We start from the raw sequence: 22,537 nt of genomic DNA, 5'->3' as shown, positions 1-22,537 counted from the left end.
GGGCTGGGCTGGGCTGGGCTGGGGCGGGTGGGCTGTTTCGGGCGTCCCTCGTCGAATCGGGCATACCTGGTCGGTTGTTCTGACCCAGTACGCCCGAATCCACCAGGCATCGCACGCGTTCTGGGAAAGAACGGGCACGCCGACGAGCCCGCCGAGTCTGCGTCGGGTTAGATCGGGCGTACCTGGTCGAATCGGGCATACCTCGTCGGTTCTTCGGACCCGGTACGCCCGAATCCACCAGCCACCGCGCGCGTTCTGGGAAAGAACGGGCAGCCCGACGGGTCCGCCGACTCTGCGCCCGGTCGAATCGGGCGTACCTGGTCAGATCGGGCATACCTGGTCGGTTGTTCTGACCCAGTACGCCCGAATCCACCAGGCATCGCGCGCGTTCTGGGAAAGAACGGACCGAAGGCCGGGAGGCCCGGGGTAGCGTCCGGCGCATGACCCGCGCCGTCCTCGTGTCCAGTGCCGCCCCGCCCACCGTCACCGATGTCGACCTGCCGGATCCGGCCGAGGGCGAGGCCCTCGTCGACGTCACGTACTCGAGCGTCAACTACAAGGACGGCCTGGCCCTCGCGCGGAATCCCGGTGTCGCCCGGCTCGACCCACTGGTGCCGGGGATCGACGTCGTCGGCACGGTGTCGGGCCTCGGACCGGGGGTGCACGAGGTCGCGATCGGTGACCGGGTGGTGCTGAACGGCGCCGGCCTGGGTGAGACCCGGCACGGGGGCTGGGCAACGCAGGCCGTGGTGCCGTCCGGGTCGCTCGTCGTGCTGCCCGAGGCGATCGACGACTCGTTCGCGGCGGCCATCGGCACCGCGGGGTTCACGGCGATGCTCAGTGTGCTGGCGTTGGAGCGCTTCGTCGCGCCGGATGACGGGTCGGTGCTGGTGACCGGGGCGTCCGGCGGGGTCGGCACCGTGGCGATCGCACTGCTGGCGGCCCGCGGGTACCGGGTCACGGCGTCGACCGGTCGCGCGGCAAACACGGACTCCCTCCGCCGGCTCGGGGCGACCGAGGTGATCGACCGCGGCACCCTGTCCGAGCCGGGCAAGCCGGTGCAGCGCGCCACCTGGGCCGGAGCGGTGGACAGCGTCGGCGGGGCCACGCTGGCGAACGTCCTGGCCTCGACCCGGTGGGGTGGTGCCGTGACAGCGTGCGGGCTGGCGCAGGACTCCGCACTGCCGACGACCGTGCTGCCGTTCATCCTGCGGTCGGTGTCGCTGCTCGGGATCAACTCCGTCGACGCCCCGCTGGAGCTCCGTCGTCGGGCGTGGGACCGACTGGCGACCGACCTCGACGCGGCGCTCCTGGCGGACGTCACCCGCACGGTGACGCCCGAGCAGGCCATCGCGGTGGGGGCCGAGGTCGTCGCGGGACGGGTGCACGGACGGACGGTCGTCGCCGTCACGGGCTGATCCGGCGTGCTTTCCGGGCGATTCATTTAGCAAACGTTTGCATATTGGCACGCTAGGATTTCGAGTGTCGATTTCGTCCTCGAGGAGATGACATGCCGGTCCCCAAGTCCACCGTGGAGAGCTCTCCCCGGAAGCTCCTGCGCGACGTCGTGTACGACAAGATGCTCGCGGCCCTCCGCGACGGCACACTGCAGCACGGCGAGCGCCTGAACGACGACGAGCTGGTCCAGTGGCTGGGTGTGAGTCGCACCCCGATCCGCGAGGCGATCGCGAAGCTCGTCGACATCGGCCTGGTCGAGATGGAGGCGAACCGGTACACCCGCGTCGCCACCCCGACCTTCGAGGACTGGGTCACCGCGACCCGCGCGACCGCCGGGTTCTTCGAGCTCAGCCTGCGCTGGGGTGTCCCCGAGTACAGCGACGAGGACGTCGAAGCCCTCACCGTTCTGCTCGACAAGGCCGACCGCATGCGCAAGGTGCGGGACTACGGCTTCAGCGGCGCCCTCAACGAGATCATCGAGTTCGCGGTCGAGCACTCCGGCAACCCCCTGGTGCAGAACGCTGCGGTCGGTGCCATGGAGCGGGTCCGCTTCACGCTCAACCCCACGCCGGCGTTCGAGCAGTACGGGTCCGAGGCGTTCTTCTCGATCCTGCGCGAAGCACTCAGCGAGCGCGACGGCGAAGGCGCTGCCGAGGCCGGCCGCGCCCTCACTCGCAACTTCGAACAGCACATCGAGGCGGTCCGCGCCGACCGCGGCTGACCCGTGGTCGCCGGCGAGTGGAGTGACCCGTGGGCGTCGGTGAACGACGACGCCTACGCTGCCCTGCTCGCCCACGTCCGATCCGGTCCAGGGGACGCCGTCGTCGTCGACGTCGACCACCTCGCCGCCACACAGGGGGTACCCCGAGCACGGCTGCGCGCCGCGGCGGCCCGCCTGCAGGACCTCGGACTGTTCACGATCCGGAACGACGGGTCCTGGGAGTACGACGGGCTCTCCGACCAGGACATCGCGGACGGCTACGACCTCTGGGTCGCCCTGATGGGCCCGGCGATGCGGGCGACGCTGCCGGTGCTGTCGGACGACCTCGTGCGGCGTCTGGACGCCGCCGTCGCCAGCACACGGTCGCTCGCGGCGCTCCGGCAGCCCGAGTACCGCGCGGCGTTCGCGACCACGGCCCAGTTCTGGTTCGAGCACTGCCCGAACGGCCTCGTTCGATCGTTGGGCGTCCAGGCGTTCGAACGGCTCCGGTGGGCGAGGTTCCCGAACCAACCCTGGACCGTCCCGCAGCTCGACGCCTGGCTGGCCGCGGTCGAACGTGTCGCCGAAGACCGCGGGCCCGACGCCGTGGACACGGCCGTCGACGAGCTGTCCGCACTCTTCGAGGTGCAACGCCGCAACGCCGGGATCCCGCGGCCCTCCGGCCTCGCCGTGTCCACCTCCCGGCACCGTCGGTCGACGACGGAGCGGTCGCTCCTGCGGGACATCCGCACCGGTGCACTCCCCGTCGGCTCGACGCACGCGTTCCCGAGCCTGGTCGCGCGGACCGGCTCGCCTCCGGCCGAGGTCACCGACGCCTTGAGGAGCCTCGCCGACCTCGCCCTGGTCGAGGACGACCACGGGCTGGTGCGGATCGCCGAGCCGTCGCTCACCGCCTGGCGGGACGCGATGGAGTTGCTCGGGGGACTGTTCACGGCAGCTGCTCGTCGTCTGCTCCCGGCGCTCGACGGTGACGCGCTCGAGGACTTCCACGACCTCGTCGAGCGTGCCCGCACCGACGGCGAGGTCCGTGACCACCGCTACACGGACAGCGCCTTCGCCGTGAGCCGGTTCTTCGCCGAGCACTCGGGCAACCGGTGGGAACGAGGCGCCCTTCGCCTCGCGATCGGCCGGCTCGTGTACGCGCTGCCCGAGGCCCCCGCGTTCCGGCAGTGGGACGCCGGAGCGCTCTGGTCCGCCCTCGACGCAGCTGCGGGCAGCGGCGAACCGGTGGCCGCCCGGACGGCCGCCGAGCTCTTCGTCGACGTCGCACGGGCGCACGTGGACGACGTCACGGCCCGGTGGGGCACGATGGGGTCATGACCGACCCGCACGACGACGTCCTGATCCACGCCACCGGGGTCCGCGTCACGCGCTCCGGCCGCGACCTGCTGCACGACGTCGACCTGACCGTCCGGCGCGGGGAGCACTGGGCGTTGCTCGGACCGAACGGCGCCGGCAAGTCGACGCTGCTGGCCGTCCTCGGCGCGACCGGACACCCCACCGCCGGCACGGTCGAGGTCCTCGGTCGCCGGCTCGGACGCGTCGACGTCCGCGAACTCCGGGAGCACATCGGCCACGTCGACCCCCGGCACCGGATGCTCTCGCCGCTCACGGTGCTCGAGACGGTCCTGACCGGGCTGACCGGCACGACGGACCTCATGATGCGGTGGGAGCCTTCGGCCGAGCAGGTCGCGCTGGCCGAGCAGCACATCGCCGACGTCGGACTCACCGCTCGACGGGACGCCCGCTGGCCGGTGCTGTCGCAGGGTGAGCGGGGACGCGCCCTCATCGCCCGTGCCCTGATGTCCGAACCCCAGCTGCTGCTGCTCGACGAGCCGGCGACCGGCCTCGACGTCGCCGCTCGGGAGCACCTGCTCGAGACCGTCGACGCGCTGCGGCACCGGCACCCCGAGCTGGGCAGCGTCATGGTGACCCACCACCTGGAGGACCTGCCGGCCTCGACGTCGCACGCGATGCTGCTCCGCGACGGTGCCGTCGTGGCCCAGGGCACCTCGGACGAGGTCATCACGTCGTCGGCGGTGTCGCACGCGTTCGACTTCCCGCTCGCGATCCTGCGGTCGGAAGGGCGCTGGGCGGCACGCCGATCCGCCTGACGCGTGCTTGAATGGCCGTTCAGTGTCCGCGGCCCGTGTCGGGGAGGGACCCGGCACCGCACCACGGTGTCACGCCGCGGACCGTCACCAGGGGGAACCATGACGAACACGCCGCCGCCCTACCCGGGGTCCGAGCCGCAGCCGAACGACGGGCAGCCCAACGCCGGCCAGCCGAACGGCCAGCAGTACCCGCAGCAGCCCGCCGGCCAGCCCTACGCGCAGCAGCAGCAGCCCGCCGGCCAGCCCTACCAGGCCCCGGCCGGAGCCGCACCCTACGCACCCCCGCCCACGTCGTCGTCGTCCCGCGGCAAGCGCGTCCTGATCTCGGTGCTCGGCGTCGTCGTGGCCGTGGTGGTGGCCTTCCTCGTCCGCCAGGGCCTCAACGCGGCCTTCAGCGATTCCACGGAAGAGAAGGTCTCGAAGGCCGTCGAGCAGATCCGCGAGCAGAGCGACCTGCCCAAGCAGGTCGACTCCGTCACGACGTGGACCGGGATCGAGGCCGAGGGCGCCGCGATCCACTACGACTACACGGTGTCGTCGAACGTCGATCCGGCCTCGATCACCGAGGGGGCCATCCGCGACGCCGTCGGGCCGAACCTCTGCTCGAACAGCGAGACGAAGAAGCTCCTCGACGAGGACGTCGACATGCGGTACACGTACAAGTTCGAGGGCTCGTCGAAGACCGTCGACACGACCTTCACGAAGGCCGACTGCTCCTGAGCCCCGACGCCCGTCACGCGGGCGCGGCGGCTACTGCGCCTCCGCGCCCGTCACGCGGTCGCGGCGGCAGCAGCCTTCGCGGCCGCGGGCAGGGCGTCGAGGATCCGTCCGACGGCGCGGTCGTCGTGCGCGGCCGTGACGAACCACGCCTCGAAGACGCTCGGCGGCAGGGTCACCCCGGCGTCGAGCATCGCGTGGAAGAACGGCGCGTAGCGGAACACGTCCTGCGCCCGCACGTCGTCGTAGTTCCGCGGTGCCTGCTCGGTGAACGCGAACGAGAACAGGTTGCCGGCGCGCTGCACGGTGTGGGCGACGCCCTCGGCCGACAGGGCCTCCGACGTGGCCGCGGAGATGACCGCAGCGGTGCGGTTGAGCGACTCGTACACGGACGGCGTCGCGGCCCGCAGCGTGGCGATGCCGGCGGCGACGGCCAACGGGTTCCCCGACAGGGTGCCCGCCTGGTACACCGGCCCGAGCGGGGCGAGGAAGTCCATGACCTCGCGCCGTCCACCGAGTGCGGCGAGGGGCATGCCACCGCCGATGACCTTGCCGAACGTGATGAGGTCGGGCTTCCACCCGGCGCCGTCCGGCACGACCTTGGACGCCTCGAGGCCCCACCAGCCGGCAGCACCGACGCGGAACCCGGTCAGGACCTCGTCGACGATGAGCAGCGCCCCGTGCGAGCGGGTGATCTGCGCCAGTGCACGGTTGAAGCCGCGCTCCGGTGCCAGGACGCCCATGTTCGCGGCGGCCGACTCGACGATGACTGCGGCGATGCGCTCGGAGTGCTCGTCGAAGGCCCGGCGGACGGCGTCGAGGTCGTTGTACGGCAGCACGAGGGTCTGCGCGGCGGTCTCGGCGGTGATGCCCGCACTGCCCGGCATGGCGAGGGTCGCGACGCCCGAGCCGGCCTCGGCCAGCAGGGAGTCCGAGTGCCCGTGGTAGTGGCCGGCGAACTTCACGAGCAGGTCGCGACCGGTGTAGCCACGGGCCAGCCGGATCGCGGTCATCGTGGCCTCGGTGCCGGTCGACACCATGCGGAGCTTCTCGATGGGACCGTCGCCGTCCACCGACACCCGCTGCTTCACGAGTTCGGCCAGCTCGGTCTCCCCCGGGGTCGACGCCCCGAACGACAGTCCGCGCGCGGCGGCCTGCTGCACGGCCTCGACCGTGCCGGGGTGGGCGTGCCCGAGGATCGCGGGACCCCACGACGCGACGAGGTCGACGTACTCGCGACCCTCGGCGTCGGTGACGTAGGCGCCCTTCGCGGACACGAGGAACCTCGGGGTGCCGCCGACCGACCCGTAGGCGCGGACCGGGGAGTTCACGCCACCCGGGATCGCGTTCTTGGCACGGCCGAAGAGCTGGTCGTTCGTGGTCATTCGGGGGCCTTCCCGGTCGAGGCGATGCCGGCGATGTCCGCGGTGCTGCCCGAGGTGCGGAGGCCCGCTTCCTCGTTGAGCTTCCGCGCGATGTCGACGGCGAAGTAGGTCAGGATCGCGTCGGCACCGGCGCGCTTGATGCCGACGAGCGACTCCATCGCGGCGGCGTCGCGGTCGATCCACCCGTTCTGCGCTGCTGCGGTGATCATCGCGTACTCGCCGGAGATCTGGTACGCCCAGACCGGCACAGGCGAGGTCGCAGCGGTCTCGGCGAGCACGTCGAGGTAGCTCATCGCCGGCTTCACCATCACGATGTCGGCGCCCTCGTCGACGTCGAGCTCGACCTCGCGGAGCCCCTGCCGACCGTTCGCGGCGTCGATCTGGTACGTCCGGCGGTCGCCGACGAGTGACGACGACACGGCCTCGCGGAAGGGACCGTAGAACGCCGAGGCGTACTTGGCGGCGTAGGCGAGCAGCGCGGTGCCGCTGTGCCCGGCGCCGTCGAGGGCGTCACGTGCGGCGGCGATCTGGCCGTCCATCATGCCGCTCATGCAGACCAGCTCGGCACCGGCTTCGGCCTGTGCGACCGCCATGTCGCGGTAGCGCAGCAGGGTGGCGTCGTTGTCGACGGAGCCGTCGGCGGCGAGCACACCGCAGTGTCCGTGGTCGGTGAACTCGTCGAGGCACAGGTCGGACTGCACCACGAGGGCATCCCCCACCTCCTGCCGAGCGACGCGGATCGCCACGTTGAGGATCCCGTCCGGGTCGGTCGCACCGGAGCCGGTGGCGTCCTTCGTGGTCGGCACGCCGAACAGGTTCACGCCACCCACACCGACCGACGCGGCGTCGACCAGCGCGCGGCGGAACGAGTCGAGGGAGTGCTGCTGCACACCCGGCATGCTCGAGATGTCGACGGCGTCGGTCGCGCCTTCGCGGATGAACATCGGCAGCACGAGCTCGGCGGGGTGGAGCCGGGTCTCGGCCACGAGTCGTCGCATCGCGGGGGTGGCGCGGAGCCGACGGGGGCGGACCTGGGGGAAGCGTCCAGTCACGGGTGACCTTCCTGGTGGGGGGTGGTTGGGTTCAGTGCCTCGACGACGGCGTCGAGCAGGGCTTCTGCGGACCGGGTGCGTCCGACCGCGTGCACGGGGAGTCCGGCCGCACGGGCGTCGGTCGCGGTCCCGGGGCCGATGCAGGCCACGATGGTGCGGGGGTCGAGCGGGGTCATCCGGCGGGCGATCTCGCGGGCGACGCTGCCGCTCGTCACGAGCACCGCAGCGGGCGCCGTCTCGAGGGTGATCGGCTCGTCGCCGGTCCCCACGGTACGGTACGCGACCACGTCGTCCACGTCGATGCCGCGGGCACGGAGGCCGTCGACGAGCGTGGGTGCCGCGATCTCGGAGCGGGGGAACAGCACGGTGCCGTCGGTGTCCGGCAACTCCTGCACCAGGCCGGCTGCGGACGTCTCGTCCGGCACCAGGTCGACGACCCAGCCGGCAGCGCGCGCGGCACGGGCGGTCGGCTCGCCGACCGCGGCGACGCGCACCCCGGCCGGGAGGCCCGCCATGCGTTCCGACAGGACCGTCACGGCCGTCGCACTGGTCACCACCACCCATGCGTAACCAGCCACAGGGGTCCGGTCACCGACGGTATCCGGTGATCCGGGCCTCCCGGCCGCTCCGGAGGCGACCAGGCGGCGGACCGCAGCATCGAGCGCGGCGGGGTCGGACGGCGGAGCGTCCGTGATGAGGGGGACGACGACGGGGGCGAGCCCTCGTGCCCGCGCCGCTTCGGCGACCCGGTCCCCCCACGCACCGCCACGCGGGACGAGGACGACCGGGGGTCGCGCCTCGTCCGTCGCGGTGGTGGAGGGTTCCGTGGTGACCGCCTACTCGGCCGGCGTCGCGAGGCCGGGGCCCGCGGTGTACGGCCCGTCCGTGGTGTCCTCGGCGACGGTGGTCGCCAGGTCGGCAAGGTCGGCAGCGCCGTTCTCGAGCAGCTCGGTCGCCACCCGGCCACCGACCGCGAGTGCCTCGTCGAGGCGGTCCTGCGCCGAACCGTCGAGTACGGCCGCGTGCGACGCGGTGCGGTACTCGGTGCCGTCGGGGCGGTAGACGGTCGCGGACACGAGCAGCAGCTCGGCGTCCACGACGGCCGTCGCGCCGATCGGGGCGGAGCAGCCGGCCTCGAGCTTGGCGAGGACCTCGCGCTCGGCCGTCACCGTCAGGCGGGTGGGGGCGTGCTCGATCTTGCGGAGTGCGGCGAGCAGCCCACGGTCGGTCTCGTCCGAGCGGATCTCCACCGCGAGCGCACCCTGTCCGGGAGCACTCGGCCAGAAGCCGAGGTCGAGCAGTTCCGTGGCGGCCGACAGGCGGTCGATGCGGCCGAGGCCCGCGGCGGCGAGCACCACGGCGTCGAGGTCGTCGTCCACCCGGCCGAGGCGGGTGTCGATGTTGCCGCGGATGTCGACCACGTCGAGGTCGGGGCGCTGCGCACGGAGCTGCGCGGCACGACGGGGCGAACCGGTGCCGACCTTCGCGCCCTCGGGGAGGGTGTCGACGGTGGCGCCGTTCCGGCCGACGAGGACGTCACGGGCGTCCGCACGCTTCGGCACGGCACCGATCGTCAGGCCCGGGTACGGCGCGGTCGGCAGGTCCTTGAGCGAGTGCACGAGGACGTCGACCTCGCCGGCGACCAGGGCTTCACGCAGGGCGCTGGCGAAGACACCGGTGCCGCCGAGCGACGCCAGGGAGGCACGGTTCGTGTCGCCCTCGCTCGTGACGGTGACGAGCTCGACGGGGCGACCGGCCGCCTTCGCCAGGCGGTCGGCGACGTCCTGCGACTGCGCGACCGCGAGCCGGCTGGCACGGGTGCCGAGCCGGATCGGGGTCGGGCCGTCGGGCGCTGTGGCGCTGGGGTCGTTCACGGTCGTGTCGGTCACGGAGCGACGCCCGCGGCGGCGGGCTTGAACCCCGCTCGCACGTTCTCGCAGCACCCCGGACGGCACACGTCGTACCAGGGGCCGATGTCGGTCATGTGCGGACGCTCGGCCTTCGGCGTGCCGTTGACCCGCTCGAGCACCAGGTCGACGAGACCGGACACGTAGGCCGGGTCGATGCCGGGGGTCTGCGTGCGGAGCGACCAGAAGCCGAGCTCACCGGCGGTCTCGGTGGCTTCCTCGTCGAGGTCCCACATGACCTCCATGTGGTCGCTGACGAAGCCGAGCGGGACGATCAGCACGGCACGCGTCGGGCCGCCCTTGAGGTCCTCGTTCATGTAGTCGTTGATGTCGGGCTCGAGCCACGGCTGCGTCGGGGGGCCGGAGCGCGACTGGTAGACGAGCTTCCAGGCGGGCTTCGACGTGCCCTGCAGGTGGGCGTGCTCGGGCTGCTCGAGGAGCTCGGCCCAGGCCTGGTCGAGCACGACCTCGCCGACGGCCAGGTGCTGCGCCTCGTACGCGCCGTGCTCGTCGAACCCGCGGTAGTCGGGGCCCGAGCGGGCGGCGTCGGTCGAGGGGATGGAGTGCGTCGAGAAGAGCACCTGCAGCTCGGTCGCGACGTCGAGGCCCTCGTTCTCGGCGATCGCGCGGGCCATGCCGTCGCGGACGCCGTCGATGAACGGGCGGACGAAGCCCGGGTGGTCGAAGAACTGGCGGACCTTGTCGATCTGGATGGTGTCGATCAGACCGGTCTCGTTGAGCACGCGGGCGTAGTCCTCGCGGTACTGCCGGCAGCTCGAGAACGACGAGTACGCGCTCGTGGCGATGGCGACGAGCTTCGTGTAGCCCTTGTCCGCCGCCTCGGTGAACGCTTCTTCCAGGTAGGGCTCCCAGTTGCGGTTGCCCCAGAGGACCGGCATGTCGATGCCGCGCGACGCCAGCTCGGCCTCGAGCGCGGCCTTGAGCGCACGGTTCTGCGCGTTGATCGGGCTCACGCCGCCGAAGTGGCGGTAGTGGTGCGCCACTTCTTCGAGACGCTCGTCCGGGATCCCGCGGCCGCGGGTGACGTTGCGCAGGAAGGGGATGACGTCGTCCTGGCCCTCGGGGCCACCGAATCCGGCGAGCAGGATCGCGTCGTAGGCGGTCGGGGTCTCGACGTGCTCGGGACCGGACGCCGCCGCGGGGGTGGCGGCGAGGACCTGGCCGTTCGTGATCATGCTGGTGTCGGTCATGACAGCACCTCCGGGAGTTCGGCGGTCGTCACGCGACGACCCGTGAAGAAGGGGACCTCTTCGCGCACGTGCATGCGCGCTTCGGTGTAGCGGAGATCGCGCATCAGGTCGACCAGGTCGACGAGGTCCGGGCTCTCGAGCGGCAGGATCCACTCGTAGTCGCTCAGGGCGAAGGTCGCGATGGTGTTCGTGAGCACGCGGCGGTACTTCGCGCCGGCGATGCCGTGGTCGCGGAGCATCTTCGAGCGCTCCTCTTCCGGCAGCAGGTACCACTCGTAGGAGCGGACGAACGGGTACACCGTGATCCACGCCTCGGGGTCCTTGCCGCGCAGGAACGCGGGGGTGTGCCGCTTGTTGAACTCGGCCTCGCGGTGCATGGCCATGACGTGCCAGACCGGCTCGGCGTCCTGGAACAGGCCGGTGCGACGGATCTCGCGCAGCACGGCCTGGATGGCCTGCGCGTCGTCGCCGTGCAGCCAGACCATGACGTCGGCGTCGGCACGGAAGGCCGAGACGTCGTAGAAGCCACGGATCGTGACCCTGCGCTCGGCGGCACTGGCGATCACGGTGTCGAGTTCGGCCACGGCGTCGTCGCCGACGCGGTGGACCGGACCGAGGGGCCGGCGGAACACTGCCCAGAGGGCGTAGGCCGTCAGCAGGTTCGGGTCGATCCCGGAGTCCGGCTGACCGGTCTCGGCGGGTTCCGTGTGGGGGTGGTCGTGCGCGGGCACGGGCCCGGTGTTCGTGGGCGCGTCGGAGCTCATGGATCCATTGTCCTATCGGTTGCCAGGGTGTTGGCCGCCCCGCATCCGGTGGACCGCGCTCGGGCGGTCTACCGCCGTCGGAGCACCATCACGACGATACCCCCGACCACCGCTACGCCGGCTGCGAGACCGGCCAGGTAGGGCACCGGCTTCTCGTCGAGGCCGCGCTTGAACTTCGACGCCGCGATCCCGATCTGCTTCGGGACGTTGAGCTTGTCCTCGATCGCGTCGAGGGTGTCGAACAGCTGGGCGCGGGTCGCGGCGACGCGAGCAGCGAGATCGTCGTGCGGGTCGGTCACGGTTCCTCCGTCGGTGGTGCGGCTGTCGGGGCTGTCGGCGCTCAGGAGCGGCCGTCGACGTCCGGCTTGCGGCTGCCGTACTGCGTCGGCGGGGTCGGCTTCTTGCCGAGGCCCTTGACCGCGTTGATGTCGTCCTTGACGCTGGCGATCGTGCGCTTCGGCGTGATCGGCAGGCCCTTCTTCAGGCGCTTCCAGCCGATCAGGCCGAGGATCGCGGCGATGATCAGCATCACCACGGCCACCACCAGTGCGGCCAGCCACGCCGGCATCACGGTCGCGAGGCCCATCACGGCTGCGGTCAGCAGGACGCCGATCGCGTAGAGCACGACGACGAGCGCACCGACCAGCAGACCGGCTGCGAGGCCGAAGATCTTCGCCTTCGCGAGCATCTCGGCCTTGAGCAGGTCGATCTCGCCCTTGACCAGGCCCTTGACGAGCTTCGGGACGTCGCCGACCAGGCCGAACAGCGAACGCGACTTGCGATCGCGGGTGTCGGTCATGAGGTGGTGGTGTCCTTCTTCTGGCCGACCTTGCGGACGGCCTTCTTGGTCGTCTCACCGATGAACTCGGCGACGTCCGGGGTCTTGTCGGCGATGAAGTCCTCGGCGACGTGCACGCCCTTCTGGACGCCGTTGCTGTTCCAGACCTTGCCGCTGACGGTCTTGATCTGCTCGTACCGCGCCCGTCCGGCTCGCGATCCCAGGACGTACCCGAGTGCGGCGCCGGCGACGAACAGGAGCTTTCCGCGCATGTGCGATTCCTCCGTGCATTGGTTGTGCGGTGGTCATGCACCGAACGGAATACGTCCGGCGGTCTCACCAACAGTAGCCCTCAGGGGCTGCGCGGTCCGCTCAGGAACCGAGGATCTCGTCGGCTGCCTTCCGAGCGGCGGCGATGATCCCCGCCAGGCCGCGTCCGGTCGAGGCCTCGCCGATCCCGACGACGCCCTCGGCCAGCCCGGCCGCGGTGAGGTCCGGTCCGTACCAGCCGACGCGTGCGGCGCCGCTGACGCGGTCGGCCGTGATCGGCACACCGAGCAGCGTGGACGCGTCCTGCAGCGCACGGCTGCCGACGGGGTCGGTCGGGGCGACCGGGAGGCTCGTGGCGACGCCCGCAGGGTCCGTCGCGGTGGTCGCGTAGCTGAGCCGCAGGACGTGGCGTCCGTCCGCCACGTCGGCCAGCCACGGCCACTTCACCGTCGCGTGCGTGAGGGCCTTCGCCGACACCGCCTGGGCGTCCGGGTGCACGAGCATCCCGGTTCCGCGCGGGGCGGCATCGAGCTCCGGTTGGTCGACGACGAGCGTGACGAGCTGGATACCGGTCCGGTCGGGGGCGGCGGTGCGCTCCGGGTCGGCGACGGAGGACAGGGTGTGCTGGGCCGGCAGCCGTTCGGTCGTGCCGTCGGCGCTGACGATCTCGACCGCGTGCGCCTCGATGCGGGTCGCCCGGGTGTGCAGCCGGACATCGACCCCGTAGGTCGCCATGTCGGCGACGAGCTCGTCCACCAGGCGCACCGTCCCACCGCCGATCCCCTGCACCGGGGTGCCGGCGGCCGCGCGTGCCCGCAGCGACAGGACGGCCCGGGCGAGTGAGCCCTCGCGCAGCAGTGCGGACCGCAGGCCCGGGGCCACCCGGTCGGGGTCGAGCTGGTCGGGGTGGGTGGAGTGCACGCCACCGGCGATCGGCACCACGAGGTCGTCGAGCACCCGCTCCCCCATGCGCCGGCGGACGAGTTCGCCGAGCGAGGAGGCCTTGGCGCCCACCGGTGCCGGCAGCAGCGAGTCCATCTGGGCGCGCAGGCCGCCCTTCTGCCCGACCACGGCCAGCACGTCGGCGGCCATCGGGGTGCTCGGGATGCCGAGGAGCCCGGTCGCCGGGATCGGGGAGGTCCGGCCGTCGCGGGTCATCAGCCAGGCGCCGCGCGGGTCGGGGGCGACGACGTCGTTGCCGAGCCCGAGCTCGATCGCCAGGCGGCCGACGGCGTCCGTGCGGGTGGCGAAGGAGTCCGCCGCCATGTCGAGGTCGATCCCGCCGACGGTGTGCCGACGGATCATGCCCCCGAGCGCACCCGAGGACTCGACGAGCACCACGTGGGCGCCGCCCTTGGCGAGGTCACGGGCGGTGACGAGCCCGGCGATCCCGCCGCCGACCACGACGACGTCGGTCACGCGCCGGCTCCGTCCTGCGCTGCACCGTCGTCCGAGCGGCCGTCGCCGAGCGAGTGGACCAGCTCGACCACGCGGGTCAGGACGTCCGGGTCGGTCTCCGGCGGGACCCCGTGGCCGAGGTTCACGACGTGGGCCCGTGCGGCGCCACCCCGACGGACGACGTCGCGGACGTGCGCTTCGAGGACATCCCACGGTGCCGAGAGCATCGCAGGGTCGATGTTGCCCTGCACGCTGACGCCGGTGCCGACGCGCTGGACCGCCTGGTCGAGCGGCAGGCGCCAGTCGACCCCGACCGCGTCGACGCCGACGGTGTCCGTGCCGAAGGTCGTCATGTCGGCCAGGACCTCGCCGCTGCCCACGCCGAAGTGGATGCGCGGCACCCCGAGCTCGGCGACGTGCGACATCGCCTGGGCGGAGTGCGGTGCGACGGACCGGACGTAGTCGGCGCGGGACAGCGACCCGACCCACGAGTCGAAGAGCTGCGCGGCCGAGGCCCCGGCGAGCACCTGCGCCCGGAGGAACATCCCGGACACCTCGGCGGCCCAGGCGAGCAGCCGCGACCAGGTCTCGGGGTCGGCGTGCATGAGCGTGCGGGCGCGGATGTGGTCCTTGGACGGGCCACCCTCGACCAGGTAGGCCGCGAGGGTGAACGGCGCCCCCGCGAAGCCGATCAGCGGGGTGTCGCCGAGCTGCTCGACCGTGCGTCGGACGGCCTGCTCGATCGGGGCGAGGGCCGCGGGGTCGAGCTGCTCGAGGGCGTCGACGTCGGCGGGGGTGCGGATCGGCGACGAGAGCACCGGGCCACGGCCGGGGACGATCTCGACGTCCACGCCGGCGAGCTTGATCGGCACGACGATGTCGCTGAAGAAGATGCCTGCGTCGACCCCGTGCCGGCGGACCGGCTGCAGGGTGATCTCCGACGCCATCTCCGGGTCGAGGCACGCGTCGAGCATGGCTGTGCCGATCCGAAGCTCCCGGTACTCCGGAAGGGACCGTCCGGCCTGCCGCATGAACCACACCGGGAGCGTCTCCGGACGGTCACCCCGCAGGGCCCGTACCAGGCGGGAACCACTCGTCCGCCCTGATGCCAGGGGGTGGGAGTCGGGGAGGGATGTGGTCGTCGCTTCGGTCACCGGATGATTCTCCCATCGAGCGCGTTACCATTGACTACGTGCTCATCTGTCTCACGGCGTCGCATCGCAACGCCAGCTTCGACCTCCTGGAGCGACTGAGCATCGGTGCACCCGCGGCAGCCAGCCGACTCGTCACGGATGCCGGCGTCCTGGACGGTGCCGTGGTGCTCGCCACCTGCAACCGTTTCGAGGCGTACCTCGACATCGCGGGCGACGAGAGCGACTCCGCCGTCTCCGCCACCGTGCAGGCCGTGGCCGCCGCGAGCGACCTGGACGCCACCGAGGTCCTGGACTCCGTCAACGTGCTGGACGGCAAGGACGTCGTGCAGCACCTGTTCGCCGTGTCGAGCGGACTCGAGTCCGTCGTCGTCGGCGAGACCGAGATCTCCGGCCAGGTCCGTCGCTCGCTCGAGGACGCCCGGTCGAACGGCACCACCACCTCGGACCTCGAGCGCCTGTTCCAAGAGGCCGCGCACACCTCCCGCGGCGTCAAGACCCGCACCCGCATCGGTGCCGCCGGCCGGTCCCTCGTGCGCCTCGGCCTCGAACTCGCCTCGTCGCGGGTCACCGACTGGGCCCGCACCCGCGTGCTGCTCGTCGGCACCGGCAGCTACGCGGCCACCACCATCGCCGCCCTGCGTGGCCGCGGCGCCACGAACATCCAGGTGTTCTCGCCCTCGGGCCGGGCGCCCTGGTTCGCCGCGAAGCACGACCTCGTCGCCGCCCGTGACCTGCGCCAGGCCATCGGCGAGAGCGACGTCCTGATCACCTGCACCTCGAGCGAGGTCCCGGTCGTCGCACCGGCCGACCTCGACGACGGGGTCCGCCGCATCGTCATCGACCTCGGACTCCCCCGCAACGTCGACCCCGCGGCCGCCGGTGTCGACGGCGTCGAACTGCTCGACCTCGAGACGATCAGCATCCACGCCCCGATCTCCGAGCTGAACGCCGAGTCCGAGGCCCGCGCGATGGTCGACGACGCCGTGTCCCGGTTCCGCGCCCAGGCGATGGAGCAGTCGACGACCCCGGCGCTCGTGGCGTTCCGCAAGCACGTGTTCGACATCCTCGACGACGAGATCGAGCGGGCCAAGCGCCGCGCGGACGCCGACGGCGAGTCCGTCGAGCACACCGAGCGGGCGCTCCGGCACCTGGTCGGCGTCCTGCTGCACCGTCCCTCGGTCCGCGCTCGTGAGCTCGGTCGCGCCGGTCGCGGCGAGGAGTTCGTCGGGGCGATCGACTCCCTGTACGGCGTCCGGCCGGAGGCCGAGCCGGAGCTGCCGTCCCCCGTCGTCCCGCTGGCCGACCGCACGGCACTGGACCCGACCGCCTCGGATCGCGACGACCAGGCGGACGCGAGCTGAGCCTCCAGACAGGCTCGCAACCACCCACGCTGCGCGTGAGTGCGCTGCTGCTGGTGCGTGACCGACGTGTCCTGATGGTGCGCGCCCGGGCGCGCGACGTGCTCTACCTGCCCGGCGGCAAGGCCGAGCCGCACGAGACCGCCGTCGAGGCCGCCGTGCGCGAGGCGTACGAGGAGACCGGCCTACGGCTCACCGCCGACGACGTCGACCCGTTCGGCGTCGTGCTCGAGCCCGCCCACGGGCAGGCTCCGGGGACGATGGTCGCGATGACGCTGTTCCTGGTCCGGCCGGGAGGCCCGCTGGACTCCGCCACGCCCGTCGCCTCGGCCGAGGTGGACGAGGTCGAGTGGGTCACCTCCGCCGACGCGGACCGCTGCCCGCCTGCGGGCGTGGAGACGCTCCGCCGCCTGGTGGCGGCGGAGCTCATCGACTGACCGTCAGGCCCTGGGCGGAGCTGCCGGCACGTGTCTGGTCGGCGGCACGACGCCGGTGTCACCAGCCGGAGAGGCGAGAGGGCGTTCCAGCAGTGCCAGCGCGCCGATCACGGCGTCTGCCTCGAAGACACGGTTCCGCCGTCCCGCCGATCGTTGTGTCAGGACTCCACGCTCGACGAGGACCCCCAAGGCCGTGTTCGCGGCCTGCTCGCTCCGGCCCGTCGCGGCCGCGAACGTCTGCGCGGTGAGCACGGGCATGCGGGGCGCGAGTTCGAGCGCCGACCATGCAGCGGAGTCAGAGCGGACTCCGGCGAGCGCAGATCGCCAGGACTCCTTGATCCGGACGAGCTCGTGCTCGAACTGCGTCATCCGGTCCACGACCTCGGCCATCGCCTCGGCGAAGAGCCGGACGAACTGCCCGACGGCCCGCTGCGCTGGCTCCGATGCCGGCGGATCGGTGGACCGGAACCGCTGGAGCCCCGCTTCGTAGTCGACAGCACGGGTCGCCAGGACCAGGGACACCGGTGGAGACGACTCGATGGTCAGCCCCCGTGACCGCAGGACAGCGTGGATCAGTGCGCGTCCGATGCGACCGTTGCCGTCGGCGAACGGGTGGATCGTCTCGAACTGCGCGTGTGCGACGGCGGCGATGGCGATCGTCGGCAGCGTGCTCGAGTTCACGAACTCCAGCAGGTCGTCGAGGAGCCCTGGCACCCGCTCCGGCACGGGCGGAACGAACGCCGCTGCGGCAGGCGTCGGTCCGCCGATCCAGTTCTGGACCGCTCGGACCGTGCCCCCGACCTCGGGTGTCGTCGAAGCCTCCATCAGACGCCGGTGCGCCTCGAGGAGCAGGTCGAGGGTCACCGGAGAACCCGGACCGACCGACTCGGTGAGGAAGGTCATGGCGTCGATGTTGCCGAGGACCTCGGTTGCGGTGCTCCACTGCCCGAGCGGGCTCCGTCCGCGCGCCTCTTCTTCGAGCAGCTTCCGCGGGGAGACCTCGAGGCCCTCGATCATCGACGACCCGACAGCCTCGGCGCGGAGGAGCATCCGGCCAAGTGCGTCTCCGCTGCCGAGCAGCGTGGATCTCGTCTCGGCTTCCGTCACCGCAGCGGTGGCCTCGAGCACGGCCGCTTGTTCGGTCGGTCCGAGATCGACCGTTCGGCCCTGCAATGGATCCGGCACGTAGGCGTCGAAGACCATCGGCATCCGGAAGGCGCGTGTCGCGGCTGCCGGGTCGCCCGTGCGGCGGATCGTCTCGTACGAAGCCATACATGGATCATCCCATGATCAAGGATGACTGCCTATCCTTGATCATGGGATGCGTTCCACTCGGGTTCGTCAGGCCTTGTCGGTGTCGGTGTACTCCCCGACCTCGCCGTTCTGGGCCGGCTCGGCCTCGCCGGGGATGTCCGAGTCGACGTACTCGCCGTCGGGTCCGGTTCCGGTCGGACGCGTCTCGCCGGGGATGTCGCTCGAGACGAACTCGCCGACGGGCTCCGTCGACTCGACGTGCTCCTCGCCCGGGATCTCGCTGTCCGTGAAGGCTCCGGCCCGGGGCTCGACCCCGTCCGCGCGACCCTCGTCGCCTCGTGCCTGTTCGTGCTTGCCCGTCATGTCCGACCTCCGCTGCTCGGGTTGCTTGCCTCGGAGTGTGCCCGTGGTCCCTGGACGCCGACCGAACCGGATGCGGCGTTCGGTGGTTGCCTGTGCACCATGCAACGCAGCAGCCGATCGAAGTTCCTGCTCGTCGTGACCGGGCTCGTCGCCGTCGGGACCCTGGCGGGGTGCGCCTCGGACGGGCAGCCCGCCGCCACCGAGACCGTCACGGCGCCCGCACCGTCGCCGTCCGCGTCGGCGTCCACGCCGCAGTCGTCCGAGGAGTCCGCCTCGGCGGCACCGTCGTCCGGGTCCGGCTCGTCCGCCGGATCCGGTGCCACCGGTTCGTCTGCCGGCGACCGGTGCGCGGTGTCGTCGCTCGCCGGACGCATCGAGGCCGGCAGCGGTGGTGCCGCCGGCAGCGTCATCGTGCACCTGGTGCTCGAGAACACCGGGTCGACGACCTGCACGGTGCAGGGGTGGCCCGGCGTCTCGTTCGTCGGGGGCGGGAACGGCAAGCAGATCGGTGCGCCGGCCGTGGCGGAGAAGAGCTCGCCGCACCCCACCGTGACGCTGGCGCCCGGGAAGACCGCCGTGGCGCCGCTGAAGATCGTCCGTGCCGAGAACTACTCGGCGGGCGACTGCTCGCCGCAGACCCCCGACGGCTTCCGGGTGTACCCGCCCGGGTCGAAGCAGTCCCTGTTCGTGAAGGACACGGACTACCAGGCGTGTGCGTCGGCCGATGCCTCACTGTTGTCCGTGCAGGCGTTCGTGCCGGAGGGGCAGGCGACCTCGTAGGAGTCGGGCACGATGAGCACCGTGACCACCACGATCAGCGACGAACGACCGTGCACCGATGAGCTGGTGGCGCTGTACGACGCCGTCGGGTGGACCGCGTACACGCAGGACCCCGCAGCCCTGACCGCGGCGATCGCCGGCTCCCACACCGTGCTGACGGCCCGCGACGACGACGGCCACCTGCTCGGCCTGCTCCGCACGGTCTCCGACGGGGTGACGATCGTGTACGTGCAGGACGTCCTCGTCCTGCCGTCCGCGCACCGGTCCGGCATCGGCGGCGCACTGCTCGACGCCGTCCTGCAGCGGTACGCCGACGTTCGCCAGACGGTCCTGCTCACCGACGACGAGCCGGGGCAGCGGGCATTCTACGAGTCACGTGGCCTCGTCGAGGTCCACGACGTCGAACCCCAGCCGCTGCGCTCCTTCGTGCTCCTGCGCTGAGCGACGGCGGCGAGCGGCGACCAGCCGGCAGCGACCGGCCAGCGCCGTCAGCGCCGTCAGCGCCGCGCGGGCGCGTGCACGGCCTCGAGCACCTCGGTCCCCATGGTCCGCAGCGCCTCCACCACGGCCAACCGCCGCTGCAACGAAGCGTCGTCGAACGTGACGGTCACGGCGTAGCTGACCGACGACCCGGGCCCCCGCAGGATCCCCGCCTCGGCCCGCACACCGGTGCTCGACCCGGTGACCGCGACGACCTGCAACCCGTGGTCGAGCGCCCGGTGCGCCAGGGGGTCGAGCCCGAAGGACCCGGCGACCAGGTTCAGGTCGCTCGCCAGGGACAACCAGCCGAGCACCCGGTTCGACACCGCCTCGTCGACGACCTCGCCGAGCGCCAGTCCACGCATCACCCACGACAGCTCTCCGGTCGGTGCGACGGAGGCGTCGGGGGCGTCGTCCGGGCCGCGGCGGTCCCGCACGCGGTCGATCAACGCCGTGCGCTCGATGCCCAGGGACTCCGCACGCTCCCGGACGGCGTCGATGCCCACGGTCGACAGCAGTGCGTTCATGGCCCAGGCGTCTGCGGTGGCCCCGACCAGGGTCGCCAGGTCGGGCACCTGCATGGTCGGCTCCTGCAGGAACTGCCACAGGCCGGCACCGGTCGCGGTGTCGCGGGCCATGCGCTGCAGGCGGTCACCGTGCAGGCGGCCGTCCTCGAGCTGGGCGGCGACCTCGATGAGCAGCAGGACACGGCCCAGGCTCGCGACCGGCTGCACCAGGGTGTCGTCGATCGCGAGCAGGGCCTTGCCGCTGGAGGTGTCGATCACCGAGGCGCTGACCCCGGCGCCCTCGAGCGCGAGGGCACCGAGGGCCTCGGTGGTGGCGGTGAAGCGGTCGTCGGCCCGGCCGCTGTGCCGCCCACGACCGCGGCCGCCACCTGCTGGGCGGTCGTCCGGTCGCCGGCGGCGCGACGACCGGGCCGCGTCCGGCTCCGTCATCACCAGATCGCGACGCGCTCGGCGGGGTCGAGGTACATCGCGTCCTGCTCGGTCACGCCGAAGGTGTCGTACCAGACGTCGATGTTCCGCACGACCTGGTTGCAGCGGAACTCGTTGGGCGAGTGCGGGTCGATGCTCAGCAGACGAGCCGCCTCTTCCGGGCGGATCGCCATGCGCCAGGCCTGGGCCCAGCTCAGGAAGAAGCGCTCGGCACCGGTGAGTCCGTCGACGACCGGGGGCTCCTGGCCGTCGAGCGACAGCAGGTACGCCTTCCACGCGATCGACAGGCCACCGAGGTCACCGATGTTCTCGCCGATCGTCAGGGCACCGTTCACGTGGCTGTCGGGCACCTCGGTCGGCACCAGGGCGTCGTACTGGGCGATGAGGGCCTTCGTGCGCTCCTCGAACGCCGCGCGGTCGGCCTCGGTCCACCAGTTCTCGAGCTTGCCGTCGCCGTCGTACTGCGACCCCTGGTCGTCGAAGCCGTGGCCGATCTCGTGCCCGATGACGGCACCGATCGCGCCGTAGTTCGCGGCGGCGTCGCGGTCTGCGTCGAAGAACGGGAACTGCAGGATCGCGGCCGGGAACACGATCTCGTTGAACCCGGGGTTGTAGTACGCGTTGATCGTCTGCGGGGTCATGAACCACTCGTCGCGGTCGATCGGCTTGCCGATCTTGCCGAGCTCGCGGTCGACCTGGAACGAGGCGACGGCGCGGACGTTCGCGACCAGGTCGTCGGACAGGACGGGCAGCGCCGAGTAGTCGCGCCACTTCACCGGGTAGCCGATCTTCGGCGTGAACTTGTCGAGCTTGTCGAGCGCACGGGCACGGGTCTCGTCGGTCATCCAGTCGAGCGCGGTGATGCTCTGCCGGTACGCCTCGACCAGGTTGGCGACGAGGTCGTCCATCTTGGCCTTCGAGGTCTCGTCGAAGTGCTCCTGCACGTAGATGCGGCCGACGGCCTCGCCCATCGCGCCCTCGACCAGCGAGACGCCACGCTTCCAGCGCTCGCGCTGCTTGGGCGCACCGGTCAGTGCGGTGCCGTAGAACGAGAAGTTCGTGGCCGAGAACGCGCTCGTCAGGTAGGCGGCGGAGCCACGGATGACCTGCCAGCGCAGCCAGTCCTTCCAGACCTCGAGCGGCTGGTCGTTCAGCAGGTCGGCCAGGCCGGTGATGAACGAGGGCTCACGGACCACGACGGTCTCGAACGCACCGGCGGGGGCGTCGATGGCCTGCCACCAGGTCTGCAGGTCGACGCCCTTCGCGAGCGCGGCGACCTCGGCCCAGGGCAGCTTGTTGTAGGTCTTCTGGCTGTCGCGGGTCGTGACGTTGTCCCAGTGCTGGGCGGCGAGCGCCGTCTCGAGCGCGATGACGTGCTCGGTGCGGGCGCCGCCGTCGTCGAGGCCGGCGAGCGGGAACATCGCCGCGACGAACTCGCGGTACTTCTCGCGGATGTCGGCGAAACGCTCTTCGCGGTAGTACGACTCGTCGGGCAGCCCGAGGCCGGACTGCTCCAGGAACACGACGTAGGACTCGGGGTCGCCCGGGTCGTTGTCGACGAAGAGCTGCAGGAAGCTCGGCAGGCCGATGCGCTCGAAGCGGCCGACGGCGGCGATGACCTCGGGCACGGACTCGATGGCGGTGATCTCGGCGAGCAGGTGCTCGATCGGTGCGGTGCCGAGCTCCTCGAGCCGGGCTTCGTCGGTGAACGAGGTGAAGAGGTCACCGACCTTGCGCTCCTCGGTGCCAGGGGCGGCCTGCTGCGAGCGCTCGATGATGTCGCGCACGGCGATCTCGGCGGCTTCGGCCAGCACCGTGAAGGAGCCGTACCGGGCCTTGTCGTCGGGGATCGGCGTCGCCTCGATCCAGGTCCCGTTCACGTGGCGGTACAGGTCGTCCTGGGGGCGCACCGCGGGGTCGAGTTCGTCAGTGTGGATGCCGGAGGCACGTGCGACGTCGGTCATGCGGTCCACGATAGCC

Annotated in this window: 24 protein-coding genes; 9 read left to right on the top strand and 15 right to left on the bottom strand. The window is 71.8% G+C overall.

What is annotated here, in order from left to right; all coding sequences use genetic code 11:
* The first annotated feature begins 440 nt into the window (after positions 1–440).
* The 5 genes from DEJ01_RS16765 to DEJ01_RS16745 all read left to right on the top strand — a co-directional run bounded on the left by DEJ01_RS16765 (position 441) and on the right by DEJ01_RS16745 (position 5,013).
* On the top strand, positions 441–1,418 hold the full coding sequence (locus tag DEJ01_RS16765) for an acryloyl-CoA reductase (protein WP_111093649.1): 978 nt from the start codon (positions 441–443) through the stop codon (positions 1,416–1,418).
* Between the two features lie 92 nt (positions 1,419–1,510).
* Complete coding sequence (locus tag DEJ01_RS16760) at positions 1,511–2,179, top strand: GntR family transcriptional regulator (protein ID WP_111093648.1); 669 nt, start codon at positions 1,511–1,513, stop codon at positions 2,177–2,179.
* A 3-nt stretch (positions 2,180–2,182) separates the two neighbouring features.
* Positions 2,183–3,499 (top strand): hypothetical protein, encoded by a 1,317-nt coding sequence (locus tag DEJ01_RS16755; RefSeq protein WP_111093647.1) that lies wholly within the window; start codon positions 2,183–2,185, stop codon positions 3,497–3,499.
* Positions 3,496–4,293, top strand: coding sequence for an ABC transporter ATP-binding protein (locus DEJ01_RS16750; protein ID WP_111093646.1), 798 nt, complete (start codon positions 3,496–3,498; stop codon positions 4,291–4,293). The genes DEJ01_RS16755 and DEJ01_RS16750 overlap by 4 nt, the downstream gene beginning before the upstream one ends.
* A 99-nt stretch (positions 4,294–4,392) precedes the next feature.
* Positions 4,393–5,013 carry a hypothetical protein gene (locus DEJ01_RS16745; RefSeq protein ID WP_111093645.1) on the top strand — a complete coding sequence of 207 codons (621 nt, stop codon included), beginning with the start codon at positions 4,393–4,395 and terminating at the stop codon, positions 5,011–5,013.
* A gap of 50 nt (positions 5,014–5,063) precedes the next feature.
* Here DEJ01_RS16745 and hemL read toward each other — a convergent pair whose 3' ends face one another.
* The 11 genes from hemL to hemE form a co-directional block, all read right to left on the bottom strand.
* On the bottom strand, positions 5,064–6,395 hold the full coding sequence (hemL, locus tag DEJ01_RS16740; protein ID WP_111089266.1) for a glutamate-1-semialdehyde 2,1-aminomutase: 1,332 nt from the start codon (positions 6,393–6,395) through the stop codon (positions 5,064–5,066).
* Positions 6,392–7,447, bottom strand: coding sequence for a porphobilinogen synthase (hemB, locus tag DEJ01_RS16735; RefSeq protein ID WP_258375748.1), 1,056 nt, complete (start codon positions 7,445–7,447; stop codon positions 6,392–6,394). The genes hemL and hemB overlap by 4 nt, the downstream gene beginning before the upstream one ends.
* Entirely contained in the window at positions 7,444–8,025 is a 582-nt protein-coding gene (locus tag DEJ01_RS16730) for a uroporphyrinogen-III synthase (protein WP_258375747.1), read from the bottom strand. Before DEJ01_RS16730 ends, hemB begins: the two co-directional genes overlap by 4 nt.
* Before the next feature lie 258 nt (positions 8,026–8,283).
* Positions 8,284–9,336: a hydroxymethylbilane synthase gene (gene hemC / locus DEJ01_RS16725; protein ID WP_258375746.1), complete on the bottom strand. Its 1,053-nt coding sequence runs from the start codon at positions 9,334–9,336 to the stop codon at positions 8,284–8,286.
* Entirely contained in the window at positions 9,333–10,565 is a 1,233-nt protein-coding gene (locus tag DEJ01_RS16720; RefSeq protein ID WP_111022397.1) for a ferrochelatase, read from the bottom strand. Before DEJ01_RS16720 ends, hemC begins: the two co-directional genes overlap by 4 nt.
* Positions 10,562–11,329 (bottom strand): hydrogen peroxide-dependent heme synthase, encoded by a 768-nt coding sequence (gene hemQ / locus DEJ01_RS16715; RefSeq protein ID WP_181438486.1) that lies wholly within the window; start codon positions 11,327–11,329, stop codon positions 10,562–10,564. Before hemQ ends, DEJ01_RS16720 begins: the two co-directional genes overlap by 4 nt.
* A gap of 68 nt (positions 11,330–11,397) precedes the next feature.
* Positions 11,398–11,628, bottom strand: a complete 231-nt coding sequence (locus DEJ01_RS16710; RefSeq protein ID WP_027467026.1) for a DUF3618 domain-containing protein — start codon at positions 11,626–11,628, stop codon at positions 11,398–11,400.
* A gap of 41 nt (positions 11,629–11,669) precedes the next feature.
* Positions 11,670–12,128 (bottom strand): phage holin family protein, encoded by a 459-nt coding sequence (locus DEJ01_RS16705; RefSeq protein WP_071404474.1) that lies wholly within the window; start codon positions 12,126–12,128, stop codon positions 11,670–11,672.
* Positions 12,125–12,379, bottom strand: a complete 255-nt coding sequence (locus DEJ01_RS16700) for a hypothetical protein (RefSeq protein WP_017887727.1) — start codon at positions 12,377–12,379, stop codon at positions 12,125–12,127. The genes DEJ01_RS16705 and DEJ01_RS16700 overlap by 4 nt, the downstream gene beginning before the upstream one ends.
* A gap of 100 nt (positions 12,380–12,479) precedes the next feature.
* Positions 12,480–13,796, bottom strand: a complete 1,317-nt coding sequence (locus DEJ01_RS16695; protein WP_111093642.1) for an NAD(P)/FAD-dependent oxidoreductase — start codon at positions 13,794–13,796, stop codon at positions 12,480–12,482.
* A complete protein-coding gene (hemE, locus tag DEJ01_RS16690) occupies positions 13,793–14,929 on the bottom strand; it encodes a uroporphyrinogen decarboxylase (protein WP_111022399.1) in 1,137 nt (378 codons plus the stop codon). Before hemE ends, DEJ01_RS16695 begins: the two co-directional genes overlap by 4 nt.
* 38 nt (positions 14,930–14,967) lie before the next feature.
* On the opposite strand from hemE, the gene DEJ01_RS16685 reads away from it, so the two are divergent.
* Both DEJ01_RS16685 and DEJ01_RS16680 read left to right on the top strand, forming a co-directional pair.
* Complete coding sequence (locus DEJ01_RS16685; RefSeq protein ID WP_111093641.1) at positions 14,968–16,290, top strand: glutamyl-tRNA reductase; 1,323 nt, start codon at positions 14,968–14,970, stop codon at positions 16,288–16,290.
* Between the two features lie 35 nt (positions 16,291–16,325).
* Positions 16,326–16,724 (top strand): NUDIX domain-containing protein, encoded by a 399-nt coding sequence (locus DEJ01_RS16680; protein WP_111093640.1) that lies wholly within the window; start codon positions 16,326–16,328, stop codon positions 16,722–16,724.
* 3 nt (positions 16,725–16,727) lie between these two features.
* Here the strand turns inward: DEJ01_RS16680 and DEJ01_RS16675 are convergent, their stop codons facing one another.
* Complete coding sequence (locus tag DEJ01_RS16675) at positions 16,728–17,996, bottom strand: Fic family protein (RefSeq protein WP_220038702.1); 1,269 nt, start codon at positions 17,994–17,996, stop codon at positions 16,728–16,730.
* Positions 17,997–18,065: 69 nt separating this feature from the next.
* Positions 18,066–18,341: a hypothetical protein gene (locus DEJ01_RS16670; RefSeq protein ID WP_071404469.1), complete on the bottom strand. Its 276-nt coding sequence runs from the start codon at positions 18,339–18,341 to the stop codon at positions 18,066–18,068.
* Between the two features lie 99 nt (positions 18,342–18,440).
* On the opposite strand from DEJ01_RS16670, the gene DEJ01_RS16665 reads away from it, so the two are divergent.
* Positions 18,441–19,121, top strand: a complete 681-nt coding sequence (locus DEJ01_RS16665; RefSeq protein ID WP_111093639.1) for a DUF4232 domain-containing protein — start codon at positions 18,441–18,443, stop codon at positions 19,119–19,121.
* Positions 19,122–19,133: 12 nt separating this feature from the next.
* Positions 19,134–19,562 (top strand): GNAT family N-acetyltransferase, encoded by a 429-nt coding sequence (locus DEJ01_RS16660; RefSeq protein WP_181438485.1) that lies wholly within the window; start codon positions 19,134–19,136, stop codon positions 19,560–19,562.
* Positions 19,563–19,618: 56 nt separating this feature from the next.
* Here the strand turns inward: DEJ01_RS16660 and DEJ01_RS16655 are convergent, their stop codons facing one another.
* Positions 19,619–20,557: a serine hydrolase gene (locus DEJ01_RS16655; RefSeq protein ID WP_071404465.1), complete on the bottom strand. Its 939-nt coding sequence runs from the start codon at positions 20,555–20,557 to the stop codon at positions 19,619–19,621.
* Positions 20,557–22,521 (bottom strand): M13 family metallopeptidase, encoded by a 1,965-nt coding sequence (locus tag DEJ01_RS16650; RefSeq protein ID WP_111040049.1) that lies wholly within the window; start codon positions 22,519–22,521, stop codon positions 20,557–20,559. The genes DEJ01_RS16655 and DEJ01_RS16650 overlap by 1 nt, the downstream gene beginning before the upstream one ends.
* Positions 22,522–22,537: the final 16 nt, after the last annotated feature.

The sequence above is a fragment of the Curtobacterium sp. MCLR17_040 genome (assembly GCF_003234735.1).
Classification (GTDB): Bacteria; Actinomycetota; Actinomycetes; order Actinomycetales; family Microbacteriaceae; genus Curtobacterium; species Curtobacterium flaccumfaciens.
Note: the sequence above shows the minus strand (reverse complement) of the source record. Positions and strands in the feature narration are given on the sequence as shown.